Below are 25,477 nucleotides of genomic sequence, written 5' to 3' on the forward strand. Positions count from 1 at the left end.
CGCTTTGTTGTTTTTTCAAGCCTTCTTGGAAAAGCGGTTCGGAACCCGGCAGACGTGAGTCAAATAGTTGTGCTTGTACTCGGTCATCTTCCAATGCGCGAAAAAGGCATGCGTCGCCCGCTGCCCGGATTCGAACAGCTTCAGGCTTTGCTCGGTCGATATGTCAAAGTCGGTGATGCTGACGCCGAGCGTCGGAATTTTGACCGTACGGAACCGGTTGCTTTCTTGGATATACCGGTCGTCGTGCGCCTCCAGCATGGTCGAGAACAAGGCCCGCATCATGCTGACCGGACCGTGAATGGCGTTCGGCTGCCCTGTGCCGCGGCCCACCATCTGGAAGCCGATGGTCGGGATCATCTGATCGATCGGCGGCGCTTCCGTCGAATCGAAGATCCACAGCGGAAAGTTGCTCAGCAAGCCTCCGTCCACGATGTACACGAACTGGTCGATGAATTTTTCTCCCGGGAGACGGTGCTCGAACGATTTGCGGATGATCACCGGATCGAAGAAATAAGGAATCGCCGTACTCATCCGAACGGCTTTCGCGATCATGAACCGGCGGGGATCGATGCCGTAATGAGCGATGTCGTCCGGCAGGACGAGCAATTTGCGGCTGGAGATGTCGGAGGCGATAATGCGAAGCTGATTCGGCTTCAGATCTCCGAACGTGCGAATGCCCTTGGCCAACAGCAGCTTATGGACCCAATGCTCCAGCGCCTCTCCGGAATACAGGCCTTTCTTGATAAACAAACGGGCCATCGGACCGACCAGCTTCGTGTCGAAGATTCGGGAGCGCTGCAGGAACGCGCGAAAAGGCGTCGCTTCGATAACCTCCTTCATTTCGTCCGCACGGTATCCCGCCGCGACCAACGAGGCGACGATCGCCCCGGAGGACGTGCCCGCCACCTGATGAAACGAATGTCCGAGCTGCTCCACCGCCGACACGGCCCCTGCAAGCGCGATTCCCTTCACGCCTCCGCCTTCGAACACGGCATTGATTCTCACCCCGCATCCCCTCTTCCCCGCAAAATCTCTCCAAGAGTATGTATGAGGCGACGCTTTGTCCTTATGCCTGCAAAAGAAAAAAGCCCCCGATTCTCGGAGACTTACGATTCTTCCAGCTCTTTCTTCAGGCGCAGCAGCTCTTCGCCGCGGGTAGTGTCACGTTTGAAATATTCAAGCAGCGTCTCGATGCAGGTGATGGAGTCCCAGCTCAAGTGATGTTCGATGCCTTCGACGTCCTTATAAATATTTTCTTCCGAAACGCCGATTGTCGTCAGGAACTCTTCCAGCAGATGATGACGGTCCACCAACCGTTTTCCGACCTTCTGCCCTTTGGACGTCAGTACAAGACCGCGGTATTTTTCGTAAATTAAGTAGTTGTCTTTGTCGAGCTTCTGAATCATTTTCGTCACCGAAGACGGATGCACTTCTAATCCTTCGGCGATATCGGAAACGCGCGCGTACCCTTTCTCATCGATTAATTTATAAATTCGTTCCAAATAATCTTCCATACTGGGCGTAGCCATTCCGCGTTCCTCCCGTGTTCCAAAGACGAATCTCGGTAATTTTATGATACACTGATTGATTTATGCAAAGCAAGCCTTTGCTGTGAAAGACAAAAACCTCATGTGCAGCACAGCAAATTCCCATGTGTGCGCACCGAGTGAATGAAGCATCCTAAGGTCGTTACAAGCGTTCTTAACTATATCACAGCCGCATTCCGTAAGCAAGTCTGAACCGATTCGTACCACCAGGAGGGATCACGCACATGGCCACCGAGCTGCTCGCGCCCCCGATCCGCCAGACGCAGGTGTTTGTCCCGGAGCTCGTCTATTTTGAGCCCGACGCCCTGGACTACCCCAAAGGCAAGCGAATCCATGAATGGGCGCTGAAGGAAGGACTTCCGATCCGCATGACGACGTCTCATAACCGGATCACGAATCTTCCGGGCGAAAGCGATCTGGAGAAATACCGGATCGCCAAGCGGACGCTGGTCGTCGGCATCCGCAAAACGCTGAAATTCGATACGTCCAAGCCGTCTGCCGAATATGCCATACCGATCGCGACAGGCTGTATGGCGCACTGCCATTACTGCTATCTGCAAACGACACTCGGGGCGAAGCCTTATATCCGGGTCTATGTCAATACCGACGATATTCTGAAGCAGGCCAAGCAGTATATTGAAGAAAGAGCTCCGGAAATTACCCGGTTCGAAGCGGCCTGTACGTCGGACCCGGTCGGGCTTGAGCATATCTCGGGCTCGCTGAAGGAGTACATTGAATTTATGGGGCGGGAACCGCTGGGCCGGCTTCGTTTCGTAACGAAATTTCACCATGTGGAACCGCTGCTGGATGCCAAGCATAACGGTCATACCCGGTTCCGGTTCAGCGTCAATGCCGATTATGTCATCAAAAACTTCGAACCGGCGACCTCCAGCTTCTACGAGCGCATCGAGGCGGCCGGCAAAGTAGCCAAAGCCGGATATCCGCTTGGCTTCATCATCGCCCCCATTATCTGGCACGAAGGCTGGGAGGAAGGCTACGGCGAACTGCTGCACAAATTGAAAGAGGCCCTTCCGCCGGAAGCGACCTCTGACTTGACGTTCGAATTGATTCAACACCGGTTTACGAAAACGGCCAAAAATATTATCCACCAGCGCTATCCGAAGACGAAGCTGGAAATGGACGAAGCCAAACGGAAATACAAATGGGGCCGATGGGGTCAAGGCAAGTACGTCTACCCTGACGAGCAGGCCGCGGCGCTGCGCGAATTCATCAGCGAACGCATCTTCACCCATTTTCCGAAGGCGAAGATCGATTATTTCACCTGAGCGTCAGCCGATCCAGGAAGGCGTAATTCCCTGCAGCCAGATCGTGATCCGGGTCATTTGATCCGTGTACAGCAGCACGGCTACGACGAGCATCACGCCTCCGCCTACTTTCATCATGGTAGCGGAATATTTCAAGATCCATTTGGTTGATCCGATGAAGAACGCAAGAATGAAGAACGGGATCGCGAAGCCAAGCGAATACGCGGAAATGAGCGGCAGCCAGGAATTCGGTTCGGTTGCCGCCAGCATCAGCATCGCGGACAGAATCGGGCCGATGCAGGGAGACCACCCTGCAGCGAAGCCGATGCCGATCAGCAGCGAGCCGAGGTACCCGGCAGGCCTCGACTTGATCTGCAGCTTGCGCTCGCGCATGAGCCACTGCGGCTGGAAAATGCCGAGCAGAAACAGTCCCATCACAAAGATCATGATCGCCGAAATTTGCCGGAGCAAGTCGCGGTAGTCCAGGAAAGCGTTGGCGATGACGTTGGCCCCGAGTCCCAGCGTATAGAAGATGATAGAGAACCCGAGAATGAAGCTGAGCGTATGGGTAATCAGCTTGAACCGGACTTCTTTGGCACTCTGCTCGTCCTTGAGCTTCCCGACGGAAACGCCGGTTATGTAGGACAAATACGAAGGATACAGCGGCAAGCAGCAGGGCGATATGAAAGAAACGAAGCCTGCCCACAGCGCGATCCAAATGTTAAGTTCCACGGCTACCATTCACTCCTTTACCTCTTTGTTCCTTACAAGCGAAGTCCCCGTTTTACCGTCAAAATGCCGATGAGCATCGCGATCAGCACCAGCACGACCGTCGCTCCCGGCGCCAAGTCCCACACGCCTGCAGAGACAAGTCCGGCAATAACCGCAAGCTCGGAGAACAGGATCGACCAGAAGATCGAATGCTTGAAGCTGCGGGAGACGAGCAGGCTGCAGGCGACCGGAATCGTCAGCAGCGAGGACACGAGCAGCGCTCCGACGATTTTGATCGAGACGCTGATGACCAGCGCCGTCAGCATCGTGATCATAATATTATAGAAGCGCAGCGGCAGGCCGCTCACGCCGGCCGCGTCTTCGTCGAAGAAGAGCAGGAACATTTCTTTGTAATTGATCAGCACGAAAGCCACGACGATGGCCGCCACGCCGCCGACGACCCAGAGGTCGGTATTGTCCAGCGTGTAAATGCTGCCGAAGAAGTAGCTCATAACGTTAATGTTGAAGCCTTTGCCGATTGTGAACAGCAAGGTGGCTAGCGCCACGCCGCCCGACATAATAATCGCGATCGATAGCTCGGCATAAGTCTTGTACGCTTTGCGCAGCCGCTCGATGCCGAACGAGGCCAGCAAGGCGAACAGCAGCCCGACGCCGATCGGGTAAACGTTGATCAAAAATCCGAGCGCGACCCCCGCGATCGATACGTGCGCGAGCGTGTCCCCGATCATCGACAAGCGGCGCAGCACGAGAAATACGCCCATGAGCGGAGCGGTCAAGCCGATTAACAAGCCGCCGATCAGCGCCCGCTGAAAAAAGTATTCGGTAAAGATATCCAAAGCCAGTTCTCTCCTATCTACCCGCTGCATCCTGCCGTCGTTGTACGGTCAGGGTTATACTTCAATCGTCTCTCTAAGCTGCTGCATCGAGTGGGTCAGATCGGTTTCGCGGCAATTTTCCGGCTCGTGCGTATGCTTGACGTAGAACGATAAGCCGCCGCTCTTCTGCACCGAGTCTTCCCCGAGATACGATTGTATCATATCCATATCGTGCGAGACCATGATAAACGTGATGTGGTGATGCTGGTGCATATGGCGGATCATCCGGAAAAAGCCGGCCTGCGTCTCGGCGTCGATGCCGACGGTAGGCTCGTCCAGAATAAGCAGCTCCGGGTTGTTGATTAACGCCCGGGCGAGGAATACCCGCTGCTGCTGTCCGCCGGACAATTGGCCGATTCGCCGGTCCGCCAGATCTTCGATCCGCATCGCGTAGAGCGCGTCGTCCGCCTTGCTGCGCTCCTGCTTGCTCAGACGGCGGAACATATTTTTTTTGCCGAACAGCCCGGAGGTCACGACTTCGCGGACGGTAGCCGGAAACAGCGGATTCAACGCATTTTTTTGCGGCACGTATCCGACGCGCTCCCAGTCGCGGAACTGCTCGATCGGCTGGCCGAAGAGACGGATTTCGCCGCGGGCCGGCTTCAGCAGCCCGACGATCATCTTCAGCAGCGTCGTCTTGCCTGCGCCGTTGGAGCCGACCAATCCGACGAAATCGCGCTCCAGGATTGAGAAATTCAAGCCGCTGATCACGGGTTTATTTTCATAAGAAAAAAAGATGTCATCGATCGTGACGATCTGTTGATGACATCCAAAGCGAGCATTGGTTTGCATGGCAAAGCTCCTTATACGGAAGGTCTCCCTTCTATTGTAATGCTTTTAATAAATTATTCAAATTGTTTTCCATCAGGGACACATAATCGTCACCCTTTTTCGCCTGCTCTTCGGTCAACCCTTCGATCGGGCTCAGGACAAGCGTTTCAACTCCGGCGTCCTTGGCAAGCGTCTTGGCCAATTTGTCGGATACAAGCTCCTCAAAGAATATATATTTGACTTGATTGTCTTTAATGAATTGCAAAATGTTTTTCATATCCTTGGACGTCGGCTCGGCATCCGGAGCGAGCCCCATAATCGCCTTCTGGTTCAGTCCGTAAGCTTTGGCCAAATAGCCGAACGATTGGTGCGTCACGACAATGTCCTTCTTGGACGTCTTGGCCAGCTCGCTCTTATATTTGCCGTCTAATTGCTCCAGCCGGTCGGCGAGCTTCTTGAAATTCGCTTCGTAATCGGCTTTATGCGCTGTGTCGACTTGGATCAGCGCGTCCTTGATGTTAACAGCCAGCTGCTTGGCATTGGCCGGGCTCAGCCATACGTGCGGGTCCGTATTGCCGTGGTCGTGGCCGTGCTCGTCTTTGCCTTCTTCTTTCTTCTCGTCGTGGCCGTGGTCATCTTTCTTCTCGTTATGGCCGTGCTCATCCCCGTGCTCCTCTTCGGTGCCGGGAAGCAGCTCGATACCGCGGCTTGCTTCCACCACAACGGTTTTGCTGTCCTTTTTCAAGCTGTCGAGCGTGTCATGTACCCAACCCTCGAACCCGGCGCCCAAATAGACGAACAGATCGGATTTAGTCAAATTCTGGATGTCACGGCTCTTCGGCGACCAATCGTGTGGCTCGACGCCGGCCGGCACCAGATTGACGACATTGACATGATCGCCGCCGATTTTGGAGGCAAAATCATATAGCGGATAAAAGCTGGCTACGATATTGATCTTGCCGTTCACCAGCGCAGGCTGCGAGCGTCCTCCGCAAGCGGACAGCAGTGTAGAGAGCAGTAGAACCAAGATCACGGGAAGGATGGCCCGTTGGATGAATGTTCGCTTCATGAGATGATACCTCCGAGACGTAAATCGTAATTATTTTCATTAACAACGACGATTATACGCCCCGCCCATCCGCTTGTCAACGGTAAATGTAGAAATTACGATAAAGCCAAAAATACCCCTTTGCGCCTGATGCTGGCAAAGGGGTATTTTGCTCCATTCGGTTGTAAGCTACTCGACGCGGACGGCCTGCTGCTGGGCTTTCAAGCACAATTCGGCCGCTTTGAAGGCATGCTCCTGCGTCATTGCATTCTCCGTCCGGTGGATGCAGTCGAGGATCAACTGCCCGAAGAACGGATAGCCGACTTCGCCGTGAACGGAGAAATGCCGCTCGCCTTCCTTGTTCACCAAGTAAACGTGGTCTCCCTGCTTATCCCGGGCGATATCGATATACTTGCGCAGCTCGATGTACCCGTCCGTTCCGACGATGAGCGTCCGGCCGTCGCCCCAGGTGCCGAGGCCGTCCGGCGTCAGCCAGTCGACGCGGAAGTAGAAGGTTGCCCCGTTATCGCCGGTCAGCGCGGCGTCCCCGAAGTCTTCCAGCTCCGGATACTGCTTGTTGTTATAGTTGGCTACCCGGCTGCTGACGACGGTGGCGTCTTTGGCGCCGGAATAGAACAGGAACTGTTCGATCTGATGGCTGCCGATGTCGCACAGGATGCCGCCGTATTTCTCCCGCTCGAAAAACCACTGCGGACGGGTCGGCGCGTTCAGCCGGTGCGGACCCCAGCCCATCACGTTAACGACGCGCCCGATCGCGCCTTGCTGAATCAACTCGCCGGCGAACACGGCGCTTTCCACATGCAGCCGTTCGCTGTAATAGACCATGTACTTCCGGCCCGTTTCCTTCACTTTCGCACGGGCGGCTTCAAGCTGCGGTAACGCGGTGAACGGCGTCTTGTCGGTAAAGTAGTCTTTTCCCGCGCTCATGACGCGAATCCCAAGCGCTCCGCGCTCCGAAGGGACGGCCGCCGCCGCTACGAGCTTAATCCTCGGGTCGCGCAGGATTTCTTCCTCCGAAGCGGCAGCCTTGGCTTGCGGAAACCGCTTGACGAACGCTTCGACTTTCGCCGGGTCCGGGTCGTAGACGGCAACCAAGTCGGCTCCCGCTTCAATAAGGCCATTGCACATACCGTTAATATGGCCGTGATCCAGCCCTATCGCGGCAAAAGCAAACTCGCCCGGCTTCACGACCGGATTCGGTTTCCCCTGCGGCGCGTAATTCATTCCGTCGTTCCTCTGCATACAAGAAGCCTCCCACTATGGTATCTATCGATTGTTCACGTGAACAATCCTCATTTTACCACAGATCCGTTCGGAATTGAATCGGAAACTGTCGCGAGGGTCAGACGGTCTCCTTGCGATGCGGCCAGAATCATGCCCTGCGACAATTCGCCGCGCAGCTTGACCGGTTTCAGGTTCGTGACGCAGATGACTTTGCGCCCGACCATTTGCTCCGGCGTGTAGTATTTGGCGATACCGGATACAACCTGGCGCTGCTCGTAGCCGAGATCGAGCTGCAGCTTCAGCAGCTTGTCGGCGTTCTTCACCGGCTCGGCGGCGATAACCTCGGCGACCCGCAGATCGACCTTGAAGAAGTCGTCGATCGAGATTTCAGGCGAAGCCTCCGGTGCCGGTACGGCGGCCGTCTCCGCTTTCGCGTCCGCCGCCTTCGGCTCTTCGGACGCGGCCTCCGCCGCAGGAGCCGTTCCGCCGTTCATCGATTCCGCGATGAACGCGATCTCCTTGTCCGCCTCGAGGCGCGGGAACATCGCTTCGCTCTTCGCCACGCGCGTGCCGGCGGGCAGCGTTCCGAACGCATGCGCCGTATCCCATCCGGTAAGCGGGCCGGCTTCGACGCCAAGCTGCTGCCACATCCGGCGCGGCGTCTCGGTCATAAACGGCTGCAGCAGTACCGACGAGATGCGCAGCGATTCGGCCAGCACGTACAGCACGGACCCGAGCGTCTCCCGCTTCGTCTCGTCCTTCGCCAGGTTCCAAGGCTGCGTCTCGTCGATGTATTTGTTCGTGCGGCTGACGAGCTGCCAGATCGCAGCAAGCGCTACGGAAAACTCCATTTTTTCCATCGCTTCCTCGACTTTGGCGACCGTCGCTTCGGCCGTCTCCAGCACGGCGGCGTCGAACTCGGTCGCTCCGGCAGCATACGGCTGCACCTCACCGCCGAAATATTTGTCGATCATCGCTACGGTCCGGCTGAGCAGATTGCCGAGGTCGTTCGCCAGATCGAAGTTGATCCGCTCCACGAAACTTTCCGGCGTAAACGTCCCGTCGGAGCCGAATGGCACTTCCCGCATCAAGTAATAGCGGAGCGCGTCAAGGCCGTAGCGGTCGATCAAGGTGACCGGGTCCACGACGTTGCCTTTGGATTTGGACATTTTGCCGTCCTTCATCAGCAGCCAGCCGTGACCGATCACCTTCTTCGGCAGCGGAAGACCGAGCGCCATCAGCATCGCCGGCCAGATAATCGTATGGAAGCGCACGATCTCCTTGCTCATCAGGTGGACGTCCGCCGGCCAGTACGTCCGATAGCGGCTGTCATCCTCGCTGCCGTAGCCAAGCGCGGTAATATAGTTCGAGAGCGCGTCGATCCAGACGTAGATCACGTGCTTCGGATTGCCCGGCACGCGGATGCCCCAGTCGAATGTCGTCCGGGAGACGGCCAAATCCTCCAGACCGGGCTTGATGAAGTTGTTGATCATCTCGTTGCGGCGGGATTCCGGGTAAATGAACTCCGGATGCTTCTCGTAATGCTCAATCAGCCGGTCGGCATATTTGCTGAGCCGGAAGAAGTAGCTTTCTTCCTTCACCCATTCCACCGGCCGTCCGCAGTCCGGACATTTGCCGTCGACCAGCTTGTTTTCGAGGTAAAACGACTCGCACGGCGTACAGTACCAGCCTTCGTAATGGCCGAGGTAAATATCGTCCTGCTCCATGAGCTTCGTGAAAATTTTCTCAACAGCCTGCTTGTGGCGCGCGTCGGTCGTCCGGATGAAATCGTCGTACGAGATGTCGAGCTTGTTCCACAGGTCCTTGATCCCCGCGACGATATCGTCCACGAACTGCTGCGGCGTCTTGCCCGCCTCCTGCGCTTTGCGCTCGATCTTCTGCCCGTGCTCGTCGGTGCCCGTCAAGTACATGACATTGTACCCGCGCAGCCGCTTGTACCGGGCCATGACGTCGCCCGCCACCGTCGAATAGGCGTGGCCGATGTGCAGCTTGTCGCTCGGGTAATAAATCGGCGTCGTAATGTAAAAGCTTTTGTTGGTTTCAGACATGTTCTAATGACCTCCTATGGGATTGAAAATGCAAAAAAGCTCTCATCCCTATGGGACGAGAGCTTCAAACTCACGCGGTACCACCCAACTTCCCCCGTTCGGACGCATGGCGAAACCAAGCGCCGTTCGAGGCTTAACGGTCAATCGCTGACCATCCGTTAACGCCGGAGCTACGATGAAAGCTTACCGCCTGCGGCCGGCTTCGGCCGCGAGCATGGCTCGCTCCCATATCCTCCCGGACCATCTTCCTCAGCATCGGCCGACCGGTTCTCAGCGACTCCGGCTCTCTGTGCGGCTTCCGGCAAAGTACTTATCCGTTCATGGGATGTTTAAGCCAAATATATCGAAAATGAACCGTCCGTGTCAAGGGACGTGATCCACTCCTCCGGGATGGAACGGATGGCATTTACAGATCCGTTTCACGGTAAGCCACGAGCCGCGGGCCGCGCCATGCTTCTCCAGCGCTTCAAGCGCGTAGGCGGAGCAGGTCGGGTAAAACCGGCAGGTCGGCGGTTTCAACGGCGAGATCCATTTGCGGTAAAAGCGTACGCCTCCTTGCAGTACCCGTTTCACGATGGGCGCGGCTCCTTTCCTCAGCTTGCTTCTATCATCATGCCTGAACGAGAGGGCCGGTGTCAAATAGGAACCAGCACTTGCTATACGGCAGAAAAAAGATCTGCACCGCCTCCATCTTGAGATGGCACGGGCAGATCTTTGCGGGCTTCTAACTTGCGGCTTGAGACGGGCTGCTCTTCTTCGTTTGCTTGCCCGCCTTTTGCGCTTGCTTCTTTGCCTGCTTGCTTGCCTTCTGCTCCTGCTTCTTCGCTTGAATCTCCTTGGCGAGCTCTTGGGCGGTTTTGCCTTGGGCGGAAATGCCAAGCTTCTCCGCCTCCGCTTTCCGCTTGGCCAGCGTGTCGGCGCGCTTCTGCCCGGCGAGCGCCTTGCGCTTCTCCTGGATGGCCGTCTTCAGCTCCTTCGCCGTTTTGCCGTCGGTCGCGATCCCGAGACCCGATGCCGCCTTTTGCAGCTTCGCAAGCTGCTCGGCCTGCAGCGACGCCTTGGCTTGCTTAACCTGCGCCTTGGCTTCCTTGACGGCGGTCCGGCTCGGATTCTGCGCGGCAGCCGGCGCAGCGCTTGCGGCTACCGCCCCGCCGAGCAGCATGACGCAGGCAATACCGGCCGTTACGAGCTTGTTCATCTTCATGGTCATTTCCTCCCACAACTTGTTGTCGTATGTAGTGTTGCGAGAAAAATGTACCATGCATTTATTACATAACTATGACAAGACCGGACGAAACCCGGATGCGTTACCGAAGCCCCTCCAGCCTGCCGCGAAGCGCCTGCATCGGCGACAGTATCCGGGCGCCCGACGCCGCTTCGGCCCGTATGGCCGCGTCCGTCATCGACAATTGGGCGGCTGCGACCGGGGCAGACGAGCTTCGGATCAAGCCCAGCAGGAACGCTTCGGCCTGCTCCGCATACGCCGCTTCCCGTCCTTGCAGCAGCAGCTCGAAGCAGCCCGGGCCGGATACCGCCGTCCGCGCCTTGAACGCTCTGCCCTGCAGCTTGGCGTGAGCATACAGCCGTTCCATCGTTCCTTCTACGGTGGCCGGATTGGTGAAAGCGACGACCGCCTCATCGCCGAGCGTCAGCAGCTCGTCGAACCACGGCTCGTCGATCGCGATGACCGGAACGCCGCCCGTCGTGTCGAGCGCTTGCTCCAAGGGCGACAGCGCGGCAATATAATTCGTGCACGTGATGACGATGGCGTCAACCCCGCAGCCTGCGATCCATTCCAGCTGGCCGCGCAGCTTCGCCTGCACCTGCCGGGTCGCCGCTTCAGACGCCGCAGCACGGGTCAACCATTGGATCGCGCCAGGATCGACAAAGTGGACGCAGGTGAACGTCTCGCGGTCCAGGCCCTCCTCCAAATACCGGATGTTCGAATGATGCGCATGCAAGCAGCCCAGCCGCTTGACCGTCATGACAACCGCCTCCTGTGAGCCCAAGCTTTTCTCCTAGCTTAGCGGCAATTCCGTGAACGGTCAACGGCTTGTTTAGACCGCGCAGCGATCCTCTAAGCGTCCTGCCGAAGAAGCTCCTCTTCCCCCTGCATGGCGTTTCTGCCTGCAACGGCATTCCCGCGGCTCCAGCCCTCCCGCTTGAAATCGATCATCATGCCCGCTCCGAGCGCCGTGCAATCCTGCGGCTCCGCCGCGAGATGGACGGGGACGCCGGTTTCCGCCTGAATCCGCTCGTCCAGTCCGTGAAGCAGCGAGCCGCCTCCGCACAGAAGAATGCCCCGCTCCACCACATCCCCGGCCAGCTCCGGCGGGCAGTGCTCCAGCGTCACCCGGATCGCATCCAAAATGGTCGCCAGAAAATCGTCCATCAATCCGAATATTTCCCCGGAGGTCAAGCGAAGCGACCGGGGCAGACCGTCGATCAGATCCCGGCCTTTAATATCGATGGCTTTGTCCTTCTGCCGCTCGACAACCGACCCGATCTGCTTCTTGATCTCCTCCGCGGTCCGTTCGCCGATGGCGAGGTTATAGGTTTTTTTGACGTATTCGATAATGTCTTGATCGATCGACATCCCTGCGCGCCGCACCGTATGGCTGACGACGATGCCCCCGAGCGACAGCACCGCCACTTGACTCGCTCCTCCGCCGATATCGAGCACCAGACTGCCGATCGGCTGGTCGACGGGAAGCCCGGCCCCCAGCGCCGCCGCCAGCGGCTCTTCCACGGCGACCGCCTTCTTGGCGCCTTTATGCACCATCGTCTCTTCGACGGCGCGCTTCTGCACGTTCGTGATGCCGCATGGCACGGAAATGTACACTTGCGAGCTGCGGAACCAGGGGGCCCGGCCTTGAATTTTTTTAATAAAATGCTGAAGCATCGCGCTCGTAATGTCAAAGTTGGCGATAACTCCATCCATCAGCGGATAAATGATGTCGATATTGCCGGGGGTCCGCCCGATCATGGCCTGCGCTTCCGTACCGGCCGCCACCATCTCGCCCGAATCCTGCCGGATCGCCACCACGGACGGCTCCCGCAGCACGATCCCTTTTCCGTGCTGGTAAATCACCGTATTCGAAGTTCCCAAATCAATGCCGTACAGCGTATCAAACCGCTTTAACATGTTGTCTTCCTCCTTCGTGTATTGCGTTCTGAGCCGCCGGCAGCCGGAACTCGAATACGGTTCCTTGGCCGACTTCGCTGCGGACGGTAATCGTCCCGCCGTGCAGCTCTACCAGCTCCCGGACAATAGCCAGTCCGAGCCCGGTGCCGCTGCTTTTTTTGCTCCGGCCGCGGTCCACCTTGAAAAAGCGCTCCCAGATCATCTCCTGATCGTCCGGGGAAATGCCGATGCCGGTATCCGCCACGCGAATGACAAGCAGCTCGCTTTCCGCGCGGGCGTCCAGCAAAATTTTGCCGTTTTCCGTAAATTTCACGGCATTTTTCACCAAATTTTTCATGATTTGCTCGAAGCGGTCCCGGTCCGCATACGCGTCCGGCAGTCCTTCTTCCGTCCGCATTTCGATCGACGTGTTGCGCTCTGCGGCTTCCGGCCCGAACATGGCGGCCACGTGCGCAAATAACTGCCGCACATCCACCGGGCTGCGGGACAAGACGATCTCGTCGTTTTCCAGCTTGATCAGATCGGCGATATCGTCCACCAAACGGTTCATGTGAAGCGTTTCTTTGTAGATGATGTCGTAATATTTCGGCTTGGCCGCATCGTCGATCAGATCGTCCTGCAGCGCCTCCAGAAAGCCTTGCATGGCCGTCAGCGGCGTCCGCAGCTCGTGGGATACGTTCGCCAGGAAGTCCTGACGGATTTGCTCCTGCTTGCGCTTGTCTTCGTCCGTCCGCTGCAGCTTGTCCGCCATCTGATTGATCGTGGCGGCCAGCTCCCCGATCTCGTCGTTCGACGAAATGTCGATCCGCTCGCCGTAATCCCCATGCCCGATGCGCAGCGCCAGCTTGTCGATCCGCCGCAGCGGCCGGGAGATAGACCACGACAAATACGACGCGGTCGCCGCCGAGAGCAGGACGCCCACGAGCGTGACCCACAGGATCGTTTCCCGCATTAACGTGATCGTTTCGTTCATTCCGGCGACCGAGGCGTGCACCACGATTCCTCCGTATACCTCATTGTCCTTGCCCCATGGGACGACGACGGACAGCACCGGCTCCTTGAGCCCCTCGAACCGCGGCTCGTTCAGCAGCGCCTCTTCGCCGTTCAAGACCATGCGGACGACGGCAGGATCGACGGATTTGCCGACGTACACCTCGTCCTTGCTGGAGGTGGCGGCGATTTTGCCGCCCCGGTCGAACAGCCAGATGCGCGCATCGAACGTTTGGTCGAAGAACAGCAGCAGCTCCTTGACCCGATCGTCCGGCACGACGACGGTTTGAACCGCCAGATTGACCCGCTTCGCCTTGCGCAGCAGCTCTTCCTTTTGCGAATCGACGATATACTGCTTGGTCAGAAACGAAAGCAGAAACCCAACGACGCACAAGCCCAGCAGCATGGTGAACATATGGCCGAACAGCAGCCGGCGGAAAATGCTTTTGCCGATGCCAAGCATTAGTCCTGAACCTCGAATTTATACCCCACGCCCCACACCGTATGAATACAGTCGCTCCGGTACGGGAGCAGCTTCTCCCTCAATTTCTTCACGTGCACGTCGACTGTGCGGATATCCCCGATAAACTCGTAGCCCCACACCTGCTCCAGCAGCTGCTCCCGCGTGTACACCGTCCCCGGCGACCGGGCCAGATGGGTCAGCAGATCGAACTCCTTCGGGCGGAGAACGATTCGCTCCTCCCCGGCCAGCACCTCGCGGCGCTCCGTGTTGATCGAGAGCCCCTCGAACGTGATGGCGACCGGTTCACCCGGCTCCCCCGGCGATTTGCGGCGCTGCATCCTGCGGAAGATCGCTTTGATCCGCGCCACGAGCTCCCGCGGACTGAACGGCTTCGTGACGTAATCGTCGGCGCCGAGCTCCAGCCCCAGCACCCGGTCGAATTCTTCCCGCTTCGCCGTCAGCATGATGACGGGAATATCGAACCTTTTCAAAATTTGGCGGCATGCTTCGAAGCCGTCCATTTTCGGCATCATGACGTCGAGAATCACGATGTCCGGCGCTTCCTTCTCGACAAGCTCAAGCGCCTCCTCGCCGTCCTGCGCCTCAATCATGCTGATGTGCTGCTTTTCAAAATAAAGCCGGATGATCTCCCTGACGTTCGGGTCATCGTCGGCCACCAGTACTTTCCAAGAATTCATGCAGACAATGCTCCTTTTGCCGGTGAAGATACTATAGCATTCTCCCGCCCCCCTTATTTTGCGGGGGGATTGTCCGAAAAAGGGGCCGTACTCCTTAACGTTACACGAAAAATTTGAGCAAATTGTGTTCAAAATCCGACCAAACGGTTAAATAACTGTGTTCAAACCATGAGCGCGCTCCGAAAATGGTGAAAATCCCCTAAAAACAACGGTTTTTGTCGAACAGTATAGGAAGTCGGCTTGCGCATTCAAGCCCGCATAAAATTGTGTTGTGGAAGGTGACGCCCGTGAGCAGTTCCAAGGAATTCATGCAAAGCCAGCTGAGGAAATGGAAATCCGCCGCATCCCAGCTCATTTCGACGGAGGGAGAAGCCGTCGAAACCGCCGCCATCGAGCTGGAGCCCGAGGTTTACGATAAGTGCAGACGAATGGCCGAAGCCGAACAGACGACCGTCAGCGCGGTGGTTCATTATATGATCGATCAATATTTTGCCGTGCGGTCCCATGAAATGACGTTTCAAGCGACCGTGGAGCAGAAGGAAAGAAATCCGCTGCTGCAGCTTGACAGCTTGACGAAACGGAAGGAACGGTATACGGGCGAGGAGGTACATAGTAGCTATGATCGTGCATGATTCCGCCGCTTTGCAGCAGGCGGTCTTTCTGGAGCAGTCCGCCCTGATGGCGTTTATGAATCCGGAGGACCCGTATTATTTGAAGGCTCGGTCGATGTTCTTCGATCTGGACGATATGGATCGGCATTTGGCTACGACGAACTATGTCATCTTCGAAACGCACCAGTGGCTGCGCAATCATTTTGATTACTCGGATGCCCAGTTTTTCTTGAACACGATGGAAAAAGCGGTCCAGCAGGGCGTGCTGACGATCGTGCCGGGAACGCCGGAGCTGGAGCAGGAATCGAAGCGGCTCATTATCGATTTTCCGAACTACCGATTCTCGCTGAGCGAAGCGATGACGGCCGTCGTGATGCTGTCCTGCCAGATGAAACGGATTTTCACCTTCAATCCGAATTATTCGTTCCTGCCCAAGCTGGATCGTGAAATCAAGGTGCTGCCAAGCATTTGGTAACGAAGCGGGGAAAATGAAAAACCTGACGGCCGGCCCGGCTAGGGGCTGTGCGCCGTCAGGTTTTCGTTGTTTCAGGCAGAGGGAAGCGGGTATTTGTCGAGCTGATGCTCCTCGATGAATACTGGCGTGCCGCTACGTTTGGCGGCATAATCGGCAATCTGCTTTCTTATATTGGGATACAGCACGATATTGTCCAGTTCGGACAGCGGAATCCACCGCACGCCCGTTTGATTCGGATCGGGGTTCGCCGGCATGGCAGGCGCCGATCCTTCTTTAAGCTTGCAATCGAAAATAAAGTGGATGCTGTGCGTGGGGCCATACACGTGATCGCTTAGATGCGGGGCGTATTCGTAGACGAAGGCCAGTTGTCCGACCTCGACGTCTGCGGCCGCTTCCTCCCGTGCCTCCCGGATCACCGCTTCGATGACCGATTCTCCGGCTTCGACGCCTCCGGCAGGCAGATTGTAATGAAGCCCGTTTTCGTCCGTGAATTCGATCAACAGCGCGCTGTCGTCCCGAAGTATAAGCGCGCAGGCGCGAACCCGTATTGGATAAGTCACTTCGTTGTTCCTCCTCCCGTTTCCTCTCCCCGATGGATTACTCCCGTCCGCCAAGTCCCGCCCGAACCATGGAAAGCAGACCCTCCAGACGGTCGGGAGGGCAGGCGACGATGTATGGCTCGGGGTTCAAGCCTTCGAACGGCCGGCCGTCGAAGTCGACGACCGCCGCGCCCGCTTCCTTCGCCAGCAGCAGGCCGGAATACAGGTCCTCGCCTTCCGAATTGTACAGCACGATGCCGTCCAAATCGCCGCGCGCAAGCATGCTCCACAGCAGTGTTGGCGCCCATAGCGACAGGACCCGTTTGCTGTGCGCGTCGAGATGGTGCTTCAGCGACGTGGCCTGTCCGCCCTTGCCGACGTCATGCCCTTGAATCCAGCCCAAGGTCATCCGCCCGGCGGCTGACGACGCTTTGACGCGGATCGGCAGCCCGTTGCACCAAGCCCCCTTTCCCTGCTCGGCGACGTACAAATTTTCCAGATGCGAATCGTAGATGACCCCCAGCCGCGGTTCCCCACGGTAGATCAGCGTCAGCGAAACGCCGTACGCCGGCAGCCCGATCGCGTAATTGTTCGTGCCGTCCAGCGGATCGACCAGCCAAAGCCAATCACTCTCCGCTCCGGACCAGCCGCTCTCCTCGCTGCGAATCCGATGCTCCGGGAAGCGCTCCTGCAGCCGGTTCAAAATTTCCTTCTCGGCCAAATGATCGATCGCGGTCACCAAGTCCCCTTGATTTCCTTTGGCCATCACTTCTTTATCCCGGTCAAAATGCTCCTTCGCCAGCTTTCCTGCGGCCGCGGCCGCTTCGCAGGCAACCTCCCGGGCGATCCTCAACGTCTCGTCCATCAACCTTGTCTTCCTCCCCTGCTCCCGATAAGGCAAATTATACCTGATCCTCCTGCATAGCCTCAACCGGTGGCGAAGCCTGCCGGAGCCATATCGTCACAACCGTGCCTCGACCAAGCTCGCTTCCCACCCGGATATTCCCGTGATGGGCCAGGACGATCTGCCGGGCAATCGCCATCCCGAGCCCCGTTCCGTCCGACCCTCCTTCGGTATTCGTGCCGCGGTAATACCGTTCGAACAGCCGGCCGACCGTTTCCTCATCCATTCCGCCGCCGTTATCGCGGATCTCCAAACGCACGAAGCTTTCGGCTTCTCCGTCCCCCGCGACGCTTACTTCTACGTCCGTTCCTGCGGGATTATGCAGAACGGCGTTTGCCAGCAAATTCTCGATCGCCCGGCTGAGCCATCGTTCGTCTATCTGGGAAAAGAGCGGGGAAGACGCCGGCTTGAACACGATCCGCGCGTCCGCAAATCTCGGATTCGTCCGAAAACGGCGAATGACGATCTCCGTCAGATCGTTCAGCTCGGTCTCCCGCAGCTCCAGCGGCAGCGCTTCGTTCTGCAAGCGGTAAGTCAGGCTGAGATCGTCGATCAGCAGCTCCATATATTCCGCCTTCTCGCGGATCACACCGGCAAATTCCCGGATTTCGTCGGCCGACCAGCCGTACTTCGGCGCTTCCAGCATATGCGAGTAGCCTTTAATCGACGTGAGCGGCGTTTTCAAATCGTGGGAGACTCCGGTGATCCACTCCTCTCTCGTCTGTTCCAGCTTGGCCCGCATCTCCTCGTTGCGGCTCAAAATGCCGGTAAGCCGCCTTAGCGAGAGGAACACGTCAGCGAACAAACGGTACCGGCGCTGCAGCCGGCCCTTGCGGTCCAGGCTGCGGGGCCCCCGATGTCCGTGCGGCTCGCGGAACTGTCCGCGCCCGAGCTGCTGAAGCCAGTCGATCATGTGGAGCACCGGCCCGCCGAAGCGGTTGGCGTACCAGAGCGACAGCAGCAGGAACAAGAGCAGCGTCGTCAGCAGCAAGCCGGCAAGCGCAACGAGCATGACGCCGATCTCGTTTTTCAGAACTCCCGCAAGAACCCCTTTCTCATGAAACGGGATGGTCACAACCCAAGTATACTGGGTGCGGGAATCGTAATGAGAGGCCAGCTTGAGGTCGTATCTGTTGCCGTAAACCGACCGGAGTGCAAGCTCCTGAAGAGAGTATTCCGCCAGCACCTTCCCTGCGCTGCCGAACGAAGCAACCTGCCGCCCGGACGGGTCCAGCAGCTGCACCGCGGCATCCGCCTCCTTGAGCCGGTCCTCTAAGCCGGGAGGCAGCGTCAAGCCTGGCCCCGGCGCGCCGGCCGTTTCCATGACCATCTGCAGCAGACGCTTCTCCTCCGGGATGACGCCATAGAGCAGCGTATAGGTTACGCCGCCTCTCTGCCGGATCCATACGGCCAAATCATACGGAAACGGCTCCTTTTTTTTCCAGTAAGCGACAAATTCCCCCGGCTTATAAGCGGTCGGAACGTCCTCGGGCGTATACACCGAATAGGTTGCTCTCCCTTGATCGTCGAGCATTTGAACCCAGCCGCCTTCGCTTCTTACAAGGTCCAGCAGCTCCTCGTCAAAATGAGGCGTCCCCGATTCATCCACTTCCATCGTGTCGATCAGCTTCAGCATGCCGGCCTGCGCAAAGCTGCGGCCCGCGTCGAGATCCAGCAGCTTCAGCTGCATCCAGTACAAGATCAGGACCGCCAACACGACGAGCAGGATGCCGGCCACGATCAGCCGCAGGCTGAAATCGGCGATAAGCCGCCTGATGACCCGCTTGCCTCCGTCCGGCACGGGCGACGGGACGGAAGCGGAAGCCGCACCGTCCCCTTGTTTCCCGCCATTCGCTCCCCCTGCCCGCCTAAACGTCATCGTTCCCGCCCCTCACCAGCTTATAGCCCAGCCCCCGGACGGTTACCAGCAATTCCGGCTCTGCAGGATTGCGTTCGATGCGTTCCCGGATGCGGTAAATATGGACCATAACAGTGTTGTCGTCGCTGCAACCGGAGCCGCCCCACACCCGCTCGTACAGCTCTTGCTTGTTGAAGATCCGGTTCGGATGCTTGCAAAAAAACAAAAGCAGCTGAAACACTTGAGCCGGGCAAGGAATCCGCCTGTCTTCGACCGTGAGCTCTCCCGACAGCTCATTCAGCCGAAACCGCCCGAAATCGTAGACTCCCTGCGTCGCGTGGCTTTCCGCGGATTTGGCAACCCTTCGGAGCTTCGCCTTAATCCGGGCAGCCACTTCGAGCGGATTGAACGGCTTGGTCACATAATCGTCCCCGCCCAAGGCGAAGCCGCTAAGCTTGTCCAGATCGGAAGAGCGCGCTGTCAAGAACAAGATCGGCGCATCGGTGCGCTGCCGGAGCTTCGGGCAGATCTCGAACCCGCTTTGACCCGGCAGCATCACGTCGAGCACAATATAATCGTAAGACCTGCGGTCGCATGCCGCGAGCGCTTCTTCGCCCGTCGCCGCCGTATCGATATGAACGAATCCTTCTTTTTCCAATACCTTCTTCAACATGCGGACAATGGTCGGCTCGTCATCGACCAGTAAAACCGTTGCTTCGTTCGCCTGCATTCCATATCCTTCCTCCCCGGCCTATCGCTTCACTTATCATACCACACCGTGTTTACCCGCAAAGGAACGGAATCTTAACGGAGCCTTAACGAAAAAATTAAGGTTGCGGTAAGCTGCTGTTTCACCAGGAGTAAATCCGGCTACTTATACTTGAACGAAAGGAGAGGATACCGATGTGGTTCGACGTTGCGTTGCTGTTTGTATCAACCTTGATTTTCCCCGTCTATTTCATGATCGAGCTTGGGCGGAAACGAACGAGCAAGCTGGCGTGCTTCGCCTGGTTTCTTATTTCCGGTTCTTATTTGCTCTACATTTTTAACGTCGGGAGGTGGGATTGGGTCGGTTATTATTTCCGCTACGCGCTCATCGCGTTCTGGCTTTATTCCATCGTGCGCGCCGTAAGAAATAACCGGGACGTGCCGCTGTGGCCGCCGCGCTCTTTCGTTTCGTGGATAGGCCCTGCGCTATCCGCAGTCTTCGCCGCATTATTTGTTATTCTGGGAGCTTATGCGCTCACCGGACATCAAACGTCCGAACAGGCGGTCGATCTGCGTTTTCCGCTGCGCGGCGGTACTTATCACGTCGCTCACGGCGGCAGCCGGACGATCGTAAACTACCACCACGATTACTTGCCGCAGCAGTACGCGCTGGATATCGTAAAGCTGAATGCCGGAGGCTGGAGAACGAAAGGGATTTACCCAAGCGAGCTGCAAGCCTATGCCATCTACGGCGATACGCTGTACAGCCCGTGCAACGGGAAAGTGCTGGAAGCGGTCGACGGGTTCGAGGATGTAGCGCCCACCCTGTCGGAAAAGCTGCCGGAAGGCGTGCCGCCCGCCGGCAACCATGTTGCCATCGGCTGCCTGGACGCCAAAGTGTACGTCGCGCATATGCAGAAAGGCAGCGTGAAGGTGAAAGTAGGCGATACCGTTGATGTGAACACGCCGATCGGCCTTGTCGGCAATTCGGGAAATACGTCGGAGCCGCATCTTCATATCCACGCGGAGCGCAATGGGGTGGGCGTGCCTATTACGTTTAACGGCGAGTTTTTGGCGCGAAACGGGTTAATCCGGCACTAGAGGGAGAACCCTGCGGTCTGCCGGTTTGTCGGGAGAAGCCGCTTCGGTCCCTTGCGGAGGTTCTCCTCCCCCGCGATTCTGTGGTAAGATGGAGGAAATGAACGTAGAGGAGATACCGATGCAAACCGTTTCCATTTTAGGCGTACCATTTTCCAAATTATCCTTAGACGAAACCGTAAACGAGCTGCACCGCCGGCTGGACCGGAACGATCCGCGGCTGTTTCACTTGATTACGGCTAATCCCGAAATTGTGATGAATGCAAGAAAAGATAGCGAGCTGCGGCACATTGTCGAGCAGGCCGACATGATTACGCCCGACGGGATCGGCATCGTCTTGGCTTCGCGTTTCAAGGGCGAGCCGGTGCCCGAGCGCGTAACCGGCTACGAGATGCTTCTCCGGCTATTAGCGCTCGGCCATGAGCATGGCTGGTCGTTCTACTTCTTGGGGGCCGACGAAGAAACGAGCAAGAAAGCCGTCGACATCATCATGAATCAATACCCGGGCCTCAAGGTCGCCGGCCGGCATAACGGCTTCTTTACCGCTGACGACGAACCGAAGCTCGTCGAGCAGATCGCAAGCGCCAAGCCCGACCTTCTCGTCGTAGCCATGGGCGCGCCGCGGGCGGAAAAATGGATTTTCAAATACAAAGGCCAGTTATCCGCCAAGCTCGCGATGGGCGTCGGCGGCAGTCTGGATGTCATCGCGGGCAAGGTCAAGCGAGCCCCGGTCGTCTGGCAAAAGCTGAATCTGGAATGGCTGTACCGCCTGCTGCGGCAGCCGTCCCGCTGGAGACGGCAATTGGTGCTTCCCCAATTCGCCATCCTGTTTCTGCTGAAGGGCCGCAAGAGTTGACATTGTAAGAAACCCTCCCATGAATATCATGGGGGGGGGCAATAAACCTAAGACTGCATATAATTCCTGATTAATTGACTTATGCGGGTCTGAGAAGTGCCTAGCATTCGGGCCAATTTTGCTTGAGAAGCTGTTGGATTTTCCTTCATGGCTTTTCGCAAACGCTTCAATGTAGCACTAAGTCTCGGGTTAGATTTGTTCACCGTCGAATGGTCACTACACGAAGTATTGATTTCTATCTGCTGCTCTTTAATTTGTGGTACGGGAAGATTATCAATACACCCCTGGCATACATAGTATCCCTTAAAGACCTTAAGTTGCTGGGTCCCATTACAAAACAAACATTCTGCTGCACGATACTTCCGATACGCAATCATTTTTTTCTCTTCATCGAACAAAACCTCTAAAGATTGATTCTCCGTTATATTCATCAGCCGTCTTACCTCAATAGGAATCACGATTCTTCCGAGTCGATCTAACTCACGAACAATCCCCATACGCAACTAACATTCACCTCAAATCCAAATTCAATTGACAGCAATGATTTGAACTGCACTCTCGAAAGCCTCAACGCTTTGGAGGCATGCTCCTGATTTGAGCAACCACAATATACTTGTCTAATCGTTGACTCAACGCAACAACACGGCCACACGTTAAGCTTTCCCCTTGCTTCACTGCGTCTTCCATTTGGGTCAGGATGCTCTTCATCTCGCTTTGCAAGGCTTCATCGTTTAAATTATGGAGTTCCGGTAAAGCGGCGGCCTCCTTTCCAGTCGCTTCTAATTGCGTCATACTTGCTCTCCTTTCAAAATTTTGCTAACTGTAAACTAACATTTGTTGCTTATAAATTGTAAATAAGGAATTAAAAGCAAAAAATCATTAAGTTCCGTTACTTGTGCTTGTTGAGAAACCGGCTTAACATAGTAACTCTGTGCATACGCCGGTGATGTTGAAACCTGTGAAATTTCACAGAAAAAAACAGACATCAAAAATCATGCCTGTTTCCGAACATTCAATATCCTTTTATATTTCGAATCCCAATTTATTGAGCAGCTAATGTCCAGGTTCAACATCTGAATTTTGAACAACAGTAACGGGGTATGGCTCAGGAGGAAAATAAGGAACAGTTCCAATAAAAATGAAAGACAGAACTGCCATCAAGACGAGCTTCTTCATATCACTCACCTCCAAATTAGGGGTTAATTTGGCATTATTATATATTATACACCTCCTTCAACATGCTTACATACTGTAAATCAAATTGTGTATTTGCATTCAAAAAATAGGTAAAAATTTGATTCATGCACTCATCTCTCTCTTTAGTCCCATTAATTTTCCCAAAAGCGTGCATGCCAAGAACAAAGCTTTGTATCCCCTCGTAAACCATTCCAATTTCGAGCTGGTAGGCTCCTTTTTGACGGTAATACAATCCAATGACAGAACATGTATGCGGACCTTCGGGATTGTCGGGCAAAAATTCTCGTTCTTTTTCCAGCAATTCGGCGATCGATTTTATATCTTTAGTTTGCAGATAGATTTCAATAAGCTCGGTTGCAATGCTTATTTTGTATTTATTGCTTAGTTCATTCATGTAGCTTCGCAACAGCGGAATGGCAATATCATATTCTTTTTTTCTTGCTTTGGTTATAGCACGAGTAATTTTGGCTGCTTCGGCAACAAAATCATACTCAAACCTTTCGAATACATCTAAACATGTTTCTACCAAATCATAGTGCTTTAATTGTGAGTATGAATTAATCATAGCAAGATAAGCTCTAGCTTTTAGCTCAGTTTCTCTATCTTCTAAGTTAATACCTGTAATGCAATGTTTAATACAGTCCGTATATTTCTTTGTATTATGAGCATGTAAACCCATTCTAAAATAAAAAGTTATTTTTTCCTCTCTGGATAAAAAATCCGTGTAATATAGTATCTCTTGCCCTTCTTGATACGTTTGTTCCAGCCGTTTAAAATCAAGCCGTTCTATCAAATATTTCTGTAACAATCCTTTGGCCAAGAAGACCATAACGCCATGTCCTCTGGAGTATTCAATAATAACCTCGTAAAGCGCAACTTTCAAAGAATCTTCTTTCACGTTTGCCGCAAAATTAAATAGTCGTTGCAAGGATTCTTCCGTCTCCTTGCCGGGAGATTGAAGCAGCCGCAACGCTACCTTTTGTACGAGAGAGAAGTTTCCTTCACAGTTCATGATTTCGTTTAGTATTTCAAACAAAGTATCAATACGATTTTCGTCTTCTAGGTAGCATTCGATTATTTCCTGATAGGGTATCTTTAAAGCAGAGGCTATCGTCTTTACCGTCTTAAATTCGGGATGTTTCGTTTCCCCACGCTCGATTCTATGAAGAACGCTTTTATTGATTCCAGTAAGCTCCTCAAGTTCCGAATATGTCAAGTTTTTTTCTATTCGCAGTTGGAAGATGAAATCCCCGATGGTATGCTTCACGCCATTTTTGCCCATCATCATACATCACTTCCTTTTATTTGAAATAAAACAATCCATATTATAGCAAAGTATGATTTAACTTACAACAAACTGTAATCTTGTCATAACACTTTTCCTCATTTTTCGACAATTCTCGCTAAGATGTATTAAACTTGCCCAGTTAATGTTAAAAAATATTAATTTTTAACGATTTTCCCCAAATAAATAGACACACCTACTCATTAACATATATTTCTATTAAATGATACATTATGGAAGAACAAGTAGATTGGCGCCGATGCTTGTGCAAGAACATTTTTTTAAAAAATAGGGAGTGAACAGCCGAATAAAAAAAAATCAAAGTAGCTTTTTTAAGCCCTGTTTTTTTATAGGGCAAACAAATTGGGACATTAATTTAACCGGCTCTTCGTTCTACTTCGTGGATAAAGTTACGTTTTCTAGGCTAATAGAGCGATTTGACATGGAGCCTCTGCGGGCATGAGTACTCGCAAAAGCCGCGAAGCATAAGGACTTCGCGAGTACTCATGCACGCCCCTCCATATAAAATCGCACTCTATTTTACCCATGTCGAATAGCGAGGAAGCACTTAACCTAACATGATAAATCAATTTTATTCTTTTATATTACAAATATTGGGAGGCTGAAAGGTTTATGATCGCTAAGTTCAAAAAAAATTTAGTGTTGTCTGTTGTTGCAGCAACCGCAATTGTTGGTGGGGCTTCATCAGCACTTGCTGGAATTACGACCCCTGCTTATGTATTTAATGATAATCTAAAGCAATCAGGTAATTATGCTTGGTTAGGAGACGCAACTCCCCAGTATAATTGCTTGGCATATGCGCTTGGTAATTATAGTAACTGGGTATGGCCATGGGGATCTAATAACCCGTCTAATTCACAAGTTGACACTTACCTTTCTAATCAGGGGTATAAAAAGAGTGCTGCTATGAACAGCACCGATGTAGCCGCTTATGAAATTATTTCATATGGTACTTCTGATAGCAGTATTACACATTTTGCAAGGGTTGCAGCATATGGTTATTCTAATGCTAAGTGGGGACAGCTTGAACTTTTGCAACATGATGGTTGGGACCCTTATAAGTCTAACGGTTCTTAT

Annotated in this window: 28 protein-coding genes; 6 read left to right on the forward strand and 22 right to left on the reverse strand. The window is 54.8% G+C overall.

The window, feature by feature from the left end:
* Nucleotides 1-15: 15 nt before the first annotated feature.
* Nucleotides 16-1,005, reverse strand: a complete 990-nt coding sequence (locus PEH01S_RS12680) for a patatin-like phospholipase family protein (protein ID WP_025847131.1) — start codon at nucleotides 1,003-1,005, stop codon at nucleotides 16-18.
* A 101-nt stretch (nucleotides 1,006-1,106) separates the two neighbouring features.
* On the reverse strand, nucleotides 1,107-1,529 hold the full coding sequence (gene mntR / locus PEH01S_RS12685) for a transcriptional regulator MntR (protein WP_025847133.1): 423 nt from the start codon (nucleotides 1,527-1,529) through the stop codon (nucleotides 1,107-1,109).
* 242 nt (nucleotides 1,530-1,771) lie between these two features.
* On the opposite strand from mntR, the gene splB reads away from it, so the two are divergent.
* Nucleotides 1,772-2,833 carry a spore photoproduct lyase gene (splB, locus tag PEH01S_RS12690; protein WP_127485813.1) on the forward strand — a complete coding sequence of 354 codons (1,062 nt, stop codon included), beginning with the start codon at nucleotides 1,772-1,774 and terminating at the stop codon, nucleotides 2,831-2,833.
* 3 nt (nucleotides 2,834-2,836) lie between these two features.
* On the opposite strand, the gene PEH01S_RS12695 is transcribed toward splB, so the two are convergent.
* The 12 genes from PEH01S_RS12695 to PEH01S_RS12750 all read right to left on the reverse strand — a co-directional run bounded on the left by PEH01S_RS12695 (nucleotide 2,837) and on the right by PEH01S_RS12750 (nucleotide 14,848).
* Nucleotides 2,837-3,553, reverse strand: coding sequence for a cytochrome c biogenesis CcdA family protein (locus PEH01S_RS12695; protein WP_127485815.1), 717 nt, complete (start codon nucleotides 3,551-3,553; stop codon nucleotides 2,837-2,839).
* A gap of 23 nt (nucleotides 3,554-3,576) precedes the next feature.
* Nucleotides 3,577-4,380, reverse strand: a complete 804-nt coding sequence (locus tag PEH01S_RS12700) for a metal ABC transporter permease (RefSeq protein WP_025847137.1) — start codon at nucleotides 4,378-4,380, stop codon at nucleotides 3,577-3,579.
* A 54-nt stretch (nucleotides 4,381-4,434) separates the two neighbouring features.
* The gene (locus PEH01S_RS12705; RefSeq protein WP_025847138.1) at nucleotides 4,435-5,211 is read right to left on the reverse strand and encodes a metal ABC transporter ATP-binding protein; all 777 of its coding nucleotides are present in this window, start codon (nucleotides 5,209-5,211) and stop codon (nucleotides 4,435-4,437) included.
* Between the two features lie 31 nt (nucleotides 5,212-5,242).
* On the reverse strand, nucleotides 5,243-6,259 hold the full coding sequence (locus tag PEH01S_RS12710) for a metal ABC transporter substrate-binding protein (protein ID WP_025847139.1): 1,017 nt from the start codon (nucleotides 6,257-6,259) through the stop codon (nucleotides 5,243-5,245).
* A 168-nt stretch (nucleotides 6,260-6,427) separates the two neighbouring features.
* A complete protein-coding gene (locus PEH01S_RS12715; RefSeq protein ID WP_127485817.1) occupies nucleotides 6,428-7,501 on the reverse strand; it encodes a Gfo/Idh/MocA family protein in 1,074 nt (357 codons plus the stop codon).
* A 50-nt stretch (nucleotides 7,502-7,551) separates the two neighbouring features.
* A complete protein-coding gene (gene metG, locus PEH01S_RS12720; protein ID WP_127485819.1) occupies nucleotides 7,552-9,552 on the reverse strand; it encodes a methionine--tRNA ligase in 2,001 nt (666 codons plus the stop codon).
* A gap of 363 nt (nucleotides 9,553-9,915) precedes the next feature.
* A complete protein-coding gene (yidD, locus tag PEH01S_RS12725; protein WP_025847146.1) occupies nucleotides 9,916-10,125 on the reverse strand; it encodes a membrane protein insertion efficiency factor YidD in 210 nt (69 codons plus the stop codon).
* A 151-nt stretch (nucleotides 10,126-10,276) separates the two neighbouring features.
* Nucleotides 10,277-10,756 (reverse strand): hypothetical protein, encoded by a 480-nt coding sequence (locus PEH01S_RS12730; RefSeq protein WP_127485821.1) that lies wholly within the window; start codon nucleotides 10,754-10,756, stop codon nucleotides 10,277-10,279.
* Nucleotides 10,757-10,859: 103 nt separating this feature from the next.
* Entirely contained in the window at nucleotides 10,860-11,537 is a 678-nt protein-coding gene (locus tag PEH01S_RS12735) for a hypothetical protein (RefSeq protein WP_127485823.1), read from the reverse strand.
* 92 nt (nucleotides 11,538-11,629) lie between these two features.
* Nucleotides 11,630-12,697 carry a rod shape-determining protein gene (gene mreB, locus PEH01S_RS12740; protein ID WP_127485825.1) on the reverse strand — a complete coding sequence of 356 codons (1,068 nt, stop codon included), beginning with the start codon at nucleotides 12,695-12,697 and terminating at the stop codon, nucleotides 11,630-11,632.
* Nucleotides 12,681-14,150 (reverse strand): sensor histidine kinase, encoded by a 1,470-nt coding sequence (locus PEH01S_RS12745; RefSeq protein ID WP_127485827.1) that lies wholly within the window; start codon nucleotides 14,148-14,150, stop codon nucleotides 12,681-12,683. Before PEH01S_RS12745 ends, mreB begins: the two co-directional genes overlap by 17 nt.
* A complete protein-coding gene (locus tag PEH01S_RS12750) occupies nucleotides 14,150-14,848 on the reverse strand; it encodes a response regulator transcription factor (protein WP_025847152.1) in 699 nt (232 codons plus the stop codon). The genes PEH01S_RS12745 and PEH01S_RS12750 overlap by 1 nt, the downstream gene beginning before the upstream one ends.
* Before the next feature lie 287 nt (nucleotides 14,849-15,135).
* Between PEH01S_RS12750 and PEH01S_RS12755 the strand changes: the two genes are divergently transcribed.
* Together PEH01S_RS12755 and PEH01S_RS12760 are read left to right on the forward strand one after the other, a co-directional pair.
* On the forward strand, nucleotides 15,136-15,480 hold the full coding sequence (locus tag PEH01S_RS12755) for a hypothetical protein (protein ID WP_127485829.1): 345 nt from the start codon (nucleotides 15,136-15,138) through the stop codon (nucleotides 15,478-15,480).
* The gene (locus PEH01S_RS12760; RefSeq protein WP_025847155.1) at nucleotides 15,467-15,934 is read left to right on the forward strand and encodes a type II toxin-antitoxin system VapC family toxin; all 468 of its coding nucleotides are present in this window, start codon (nucleotides 15,467-15,469) and stop codon (nucleotides 15,932-15,934) included. The genes PEH01S_RS12755 and PEH01S_RS12760 overlap by 14 nt, the downstream gene beginning before the upstream one ends.
* Before the next feature lie 71 nt (nucleotides 15,935-16,005).
* On the opposite strand, the gene PEH01S_RS12765 is transcribed toward PEH01S_RS12760, so the two are convergent.
* The 4 genes from PEH01S_RS12765 to PEH01S_RS12780 are packed head-to-tail and all read right to left on the reverse strand — an operon-like array spanning nucleotide 16,006 to nucleotide 19,965.
* Entirely contained in the window at nucleotides 16,006-16,494 is a 489-nt protein-coding gene (locus tag PEH01S_RS12765) for an NUDIX domain-containing protein (protein ID WP_127485831.1), read from the reverse strand.
* Nucleotides 16,495-16,531: 37 nt separating this feature from the next.
* Nucleotides 16,532-17,338, reverse strand: coding sequence for an inositol monophosphatase family protein (locus tag PEH01S_RS12770; RefSeq protein WP_127485833.1), 807 nt, complete (start codon nucleotides 17,336-17,338; stop codon nucleotides 16,532-16,534).
* Nucleotides 17,339-17,375: 37 nt separating this feature from the next.
* Nucleotides 17,376-19,256 (reverse strand): sensor histidine kinase, encoded by a 1,881-nt coding sequence (locus tag PEH01S_RS12775; protein ID WP_025847160.1) that lies wholly within the window; start codon nucleotides 19,254-19,256, stop codon nucleotides 17,376-17,378.
* Nucleotides 19,246-19,965: a response regulator transcription factor gene (locus PEH01S_RS12780; protein ID WP_025847162.1), complete on the reverse strand. Its 720-nt coding sequence runs from the start codon at nucleotides 19,963-19,965 to the stop codon at nucleotides 19,246-19,248. The genes PEH01S_RS12775 and PEH01S_RS12780 overlap by 11 nt, the downstream gene beginning before the upstream one ends.
* 173 nt (nucleotides 19,966-20,138) lie before the next feature.
* On the opposite strand from PEH01S_RS12780, the gene PEH01S_RS12785 reads away from it, so the two are divergent.
* Together PEH01S_RS12785 and PEH01S_RS12790 are read left to right on the forward strand one after the other, a co-directional pair.
* Nucleotides 20,139-21,044, forward strand: a complete 906-nt coding sequence (locus PEH01S_RS12785; protein ID WP_127485835.1) for a M23 family metallopeptidase — start codon at nucleotides 20,139-20,141, stop codon at nucleotides 21,042-21,044.
* A 118-nt stretch (nucleotides 21,045-21,162) separates the two neighbouring features.
* The gene (locus PEH01S_RS12790; protein ID WP_127485837.1) at nucleotides 21,163-21,897 is read left to right on the forward strand and encodes a WecB/TagA/CpsF family glycosyltransferase; all 735 of its coding nucleotides are present in this window, start codon (nucleotides 21,163-21,165) and stop codon (nucleotides 21,895-21,897) included.
* A gap of 47 nt (nucleotides 21,898-21,944) precedes the next feature.
* Here PEH01S_RS12790 and PEH01S_RS12795 read toward each other — a convergent pair whose 3' ends face one another.
* The 4 genes from PEH01S_RS12795 to PEH01S_RS12805 all read right to left on the reverse strand — a co-directional run bounded on the left by PEH01S_RS12795 (nucleotide 21,945) and on the right by PEH01S_RS12805 (nucleotide 24,382).
* Nucleotides 21,945-22,394: an AbrB/MazE/SpoVT family DNA-binding domain-containing protein gene (locus PEH01S_RS12795; RefSeq protein WP_326054974.1), complete on the reverse strand. Its 450-nt coding sequence runs from the start codon at nucleotides 22,392-22,394 to the stop codon at nucleotides 21,945-21,947.
* Between the two features lie 70 nt (nucleotides 22,395-22,464).
* Nucleotides 22,465-22,689 (reverse strand): Spo0E family sporulation regulatory protein-aspartic acid phosphatase, encoded by a 225-nt coding sequence (locus tag PEH01S_RS12800; protein ID WP_127485841.1) that lies wholly within the window; start codon nucleotides 22,687-22,689, stop codon nucleotides 22,465-22,467.
* Nucleotides 22,690-22,950: 261 nt separating this feature from the next.
* On the reverse strand, nucleotides 22,951-23,073 hold the full coding sequence (locus PEH01S_RS35800) for a hypothetical protein (RefSeq protein ID WP_281281457.1): 123 nt from the start codon (nucleotides 23,071-23,073) through the stop codon (nucleotides 22,951-22,953).
* Nucleotides 23,074-23,110: 37 nt separating this feature from the next.
* The gene (locus tag PEH01S_RS12805) at nucleotides 23,111-24,382 is read right to left on the reverse strand and encodes a helix-turn-helix domain-containing protein (RefSeq protein WP_246062901.1); all 1,272 of its coding nucleotides are present in this window, start codon (nucleotides 24,380-24,382) and stop codon (nucleotides 23,111-23,113) included.
* A 630-nt stretch (nucleotides 24,383-25,012) separates the two neighbouring features.
* Between PEH01S_RS12805 and PEH01S_RS12810 the strand changes: the two genes are divergently transcribed.
* A partial coding sequence (locus PEH01S_RS12810; RefSeq protein ID WP_127485843.1) for a DUF7689 domain-containing protein occupies nucleotides 25,013-25,477 on the forward strand: 465 nt, incomplete at its 3' end.

The organism is Paenibacillus ehimensis NBRC 15659 (assembly GCF_004000785.1).
Classification (GTDB): domain Bacteria; phylum Bacillota; class Bacilli; order Paenibacillales; family NBRC-103111; genus Paenibacillus_G; species Paenibacillus_G ehimensis.